The sequence below is a fragment of the Streptomyces niveiscabiei genome, assembly GCF_001419795.1.
GTDB lineage: Bacteria > Actinomycetota > Actinomycetes > Streptomycetales > Streptomycetaceae > Streptomyces > Streptomyces niveiscabiei.
In genome coordinates, this window is sequence record NZ_LIRL01000677.1 from 1 (window position 1) to 3,750 (window position 3,750).

A 3,750-nucleotide genomic window follows, 5' to 3' on the forward strand; every position below is an offset into this window, starting at 1 on the left:
ACCAGGGCCTCGAAGCCGGCGCTCTCGGCGCGTGCGACGAGGTCCCGGGTCAGGGAGCGGTCCCGGAAGCAGTACACCTGGAGCCACAGCGGGCCGCCGGCCGCCGCCTCGATGTCCTCGAAGGTGCGGCTCGCGAACGTGCTCACCACCAGGGGCACCCCGGCGGCCCCGGCGGCCCGCGCCGTCGCGACCTCGCCGGCCGGGTGGACCAGCCGGTGGTAGGCCATGGGGGCGACGGCGAGGGGGGTGCGCCAGGTGCGGCCGAGGACCGTGGCCGTGAGGGAGGGGCGGTCCGTGCCGGACAGCGCCCGGGGGAAGAGCCGGACCCGGTCGAAGGCCGCCCGGTTGGCGGCGAGGGTGCGTTCCTCGCCCGCGCCTCCCTCGATGAAGTCCCAGACACTGCCCGGCAGCATCGTGCGGGCCCGCCCGGCGTAGTCGGTCAGGGTGAGCATGTCCACGGCCGCGGCACGGCCGGCGGGGCCGGTCACGAGGCGGCGAGCCGGTCGCGCTCGACGGCCTCGTACAGGGCCCGGATGTTCGCGCTGCCGAACCCCCGCGAGCCCTGACGCTGGATCAGCTCGAAGAAGAGGGTGTTGCGTTCGTACGGCGACTTGGTGAACAGCTGCATCAGATGCCCCCACTCGTCGCTGTCGGCGAGCACCTGGGCGTCCCGCAGGTCCTCGATCCGGTCCGCGAGGTCGGGCAGGCGTGCGCTCAGCATGTCGTAGTAGCTGTCCGGCGTGCTCAGGAAGTCCACGCCCCCGCCCCGCAACCCGCGTACGGCGGAGACGATGTCGTCGACGAGGAACGCCAGATGCTGCACGCCGGGACCCCCGTTGCGGTCCAGGAAGGCGTCGAGCTGGCCGGAGCCCTTGTCGGGGTCGGGCGCGACCAGGGTGAAGGTGACGTTCTCCGACGCGCCGCGCACCACGACGGAGTCCATGGCCTGCCCGCCGAGCGCCACGTACTCGGCCGAATAGCGCGTGAAGGCGAAGGCGTCCCGGTAGAAGTCGGCGTACGCGTCGAGCCGGCCGCCCTCCACACAGACCGCTATGTGGTCCAGCAGCCGGACGGGCTGCGGCGAGCGCGGGGCGGCGGCCTCGACGGGCACCCAGCGGCCGGTGGGCGGCATCCGGCCGGGGTCGCCCTCGGCCGGCGGCAGCAGGGTGTGCCGTACGTCCCCGAACCCCGACACGACCGGCGCGCCGTAGGGCGAGCCGAGGTCGGTCGCCCCGGCGGCCACCGCGCGCTCGACGGCCGCCGGGACGTCGTCGCAGGTCAGGGCGATGTCCGCGACGCCGTCGCCGTGCCGGTCCAGGAAGTCCCGCACCGCCGGTCCCGACGTCACGGCGAGCCGCAGGCCGCCCTGGAGCAGCAGGGTGGAGGAGCGGCCGGCGTCCTCGGACTCCGCGACCCGCGCGAATCCCAGGCCGGTGAAGTAGTCGATCGTGGACGCGCGGTCCTGGGTGTAGAGGTCGAGATAGGCAATGCCGTGCACAGTCATGGGGGGTCTCCGTACGTGGTGGGGGGCCGCGACCGCTACCGGTCGCCCTCGCCGGCCGCGCTCATGGCGCGGACGAGGCTCGCGGGGCGCATGTCGGTCCACTCGCGCTCGATGTGCTCCAGGCAGGCGGCGCGGGGGGCCGGGCCGTGCACGGTGTGCCAGCCCGCCGGGACATCGGCGAAGGCGGGCCACAGCGAGTGCTGGTTCTCGTCGTTGACCAGGACGAGGAACGTGCCGTCCTCGTCGTCGAAGGGGTTGTCGGCCACAGCGTTTCCTTCTCTCCTCAGGGGCTCTTCAGGGGCTCTTCAGGGTTTCGCGGCGCTGCCGCGTACCGGCTCGCCGGCGTTCTTCAGGGCGCGCAGCGCGGTGAGTTCCTCGGGGGTGGGCGGTTCGGTGACGCCCAGGGGGTCGGCGACGCGCAGGTCCCAGCCCGTCGCGGCCCGTACCCGGTCGGCCGTCACCCCGGGATGCACCTGGGTGAGGACGAGCTCCGCCGTGACCGGATCCGGCCGCAGGACGCCCAGGTCGGTGATGACGGCGACCGGCCCGGCGCCGGGCAGCCCGAACCGCTCGCGGTCACCCGGCCCCGAGCCGTGCCCGAAGGTGGTCACGAAGTCCGCCTTCGCCACAAAGTTGCGCAGGGTGTGCCGCACCACGATCAGGACACCGCCGCAGTGCGCGGCGATCTCGGGCGCGCCACCCGCGCCGGGCAGGCGCTTCTCGGGCAGGCCGGGGCCTCGGTCCACGACGGTGCTGTTGATGTTGGCGAACCGGTCCACCTGGGCGGCGCCCAGGAACCCGATGTCGATACGGCGGCCCTGGATCCAGTAGTTGAACATCTCCGGCATCGGGATCACCAGGTCGGCGGTCTCCGCGAGTTCGCCGTCGGCGATGGACAGCGGCAGCCGGCTGGGCTTGGAGCCGATGACGCCCGACTCGTAGATCACGACGAGATCCGGATGGTACGTGCGGCGCGCGAGGTTGGCCGCCGTGCTGGGGATGCCGACGCCCGCCAGACAGGTCCTGGCCCCGGCCAGCGCCCGGGCGGCGCAGACCTCCATCAGCTCGTCCCCGGTGACGGCGAGCCCGTCGGTGGATGTCGCGGTCATCGGGCGGTGGCCCCCTCCGTGCGCAGGATGTTCTCCTCGACCCAGCTCCCGAAGACCTCCCGGTCCCGGGACACCTCGCTCCACGCCCGGTAGTAGTCGTTGTCGCGGCTGCTGTACCCGGCGGCGTACGACGGATGGGCGCCGCCGGGGACGACCGCGACCGCGTCGACGACCCAGGCGGGCAGCGTCACCGCGCCCGGCAGCGGAGTGAGGCGGTCCACCAGCTCCTCCACCGTGACCAGCACCCGGTCCGCCGCGAGGACCGCCTCCTTCTGCACCCCGAGCAGACCCCACAGCTGGACGTTGCCGGCCCGGTCGGCCCGCTGGGCGTGGATGACGGTGACATCCGGGTTGAGCGCGGCGACCGCGGTCAGCTCCTCGCCGGTGAACGGGCAGACGACGGGGGCGACGGAGCCGGTGCGCGCGGCGATGTCGTTGCCCCGGTAACCGCGCAGGACGGCGAACGGCAGCCGCGAGGCGCCCGCCACATAGCGGTTGACCATGCCGGCGTGGCTGTGCTCGTCCAGCTCCAGCGGGCGCGGCCAGCCGTTCTCCACCGCGTCGCGCAGCCGGTGCAGCGAGCCCACACCGGGACTGCCGCCCCAGGAGAAGACGAGCTTGCGGGCCGCCCCCACGCCGATGAGCTGGTCGTACAGGAGGTCCGGGGTCATCCGCACCAGCGTGAGGTCGGTGATGCCCTGGCGGATGATCTCGTGCGCCGCGCGGAAGGGGATCAGATGCGTGAAGCCCTCCAGGGCGACGGTGTCGCCGTCGTGGATCAGCTCCGCCACGGCGTCGCTCAGATCGCAGATCTCAGACATGGTCCTCGCTCGGGAACGGTGCGGTCGGGGGAGAGGCGTCCGGGCTCACGCCGGATCGAGCCGGTCGGCGTGCACACGGGCCAGTCCGGCCGGGGTGGGGGTGTGGAAGACGTCGCGCAAGGTGATGCGGGTGCCGCCGAGCTGGGTCTGCGCGCGGGCGGCGAGACGGACGGCGGTCAGCGAGTTCCCGCCGAGCGCGAAGAGGTTGTCGTCGATCCCGACACCGGGGATGCCCAGGAGGTCGGAGAACAGGGCGCAGAGGGCTTCCTCGTGCGGGGTGCGGGCGGGGCGCGAGGCGCTGAGGGCGGTGAGGTCG

The 3,750-nt window shown here is 73.5% G+C and carries 6 protein-coding genes; all 6 read right to left on the reverse strand.

All coding sequences use genetic code 11. The features are described 5' to 3' along the window. The coding region (locus tag AOK24_RS30165) for an alpha-hydroxy-acid oxidizing protein (protein WP_240554202.1) at nucleotides 1-452 on the reverse strand (452 nt) is incomplete at its 3' end. A 32-nt stretch (nucleotides 453-484) separates the two neighbouring features. Beyond that, nucleotides 485-1,504, reverse strand: a complete 1,020-nt coding sequence (gene hppD, locus AOK24_RS30170) for a 4-hydroxyphenylpyruvate dioxygenase (RefSeq protein WP_055723208.1) — start codon at nucleotides 1,502-1,504, stop codon at nucleotides 485-487. 35 nt (nucleotides 1,505-1,539) lie between these two features. Further along, the gene (locus tag AOK24_RS30175) at nucleotides 1,540-1,770 is read right to left on the reverse strand and encodes an MbtH family protein (protein WP_055723209.1); all 231 of its coding nucleotides are present in this window, start codon (nucleotides 1,768-1,770) and stop codon (nucleotides 1,540-1,542) included. 39 nt (nucleotides 1,771-1,809) lie between these two features. Then, nucleotides 1,810-2,613: a CoA-transferase subunit beta gene (locus AOK24_RS30180; protein WP_055723210.1), complete on the reverse strand. Its 804-nt coding sequence runs from the start codon at nucleotides 2,611-2,613 to the stop codon at nucleotides 1,810-1,812. Further along, nucleotides 2,610-3,434 (reverse strand): CoA transferase subunit A, encoded by an 825-nt coding sequence (locus AOK24_RS30185; protein ID WP_055723211.1) that lies wholly within the window; start codon nucleotides 3,432-3,434, stop codon nucleotides 2,610-2,612. Before AOK24_RS30185 ends, AOK24_RS30180 begins: the two co-directional genes overlap by 4 nt. 45 nt (nucleotides 3,435-3,479) lie before the next feature. Then, on the reverse strand, nucleotides 3,480-3,750 hold a 271-nt coding region (locus AOK24_RS30190; RefSeq protein WP_159052033.1), incomplete at its 5' end, for a phosphopantetheine-binding protein.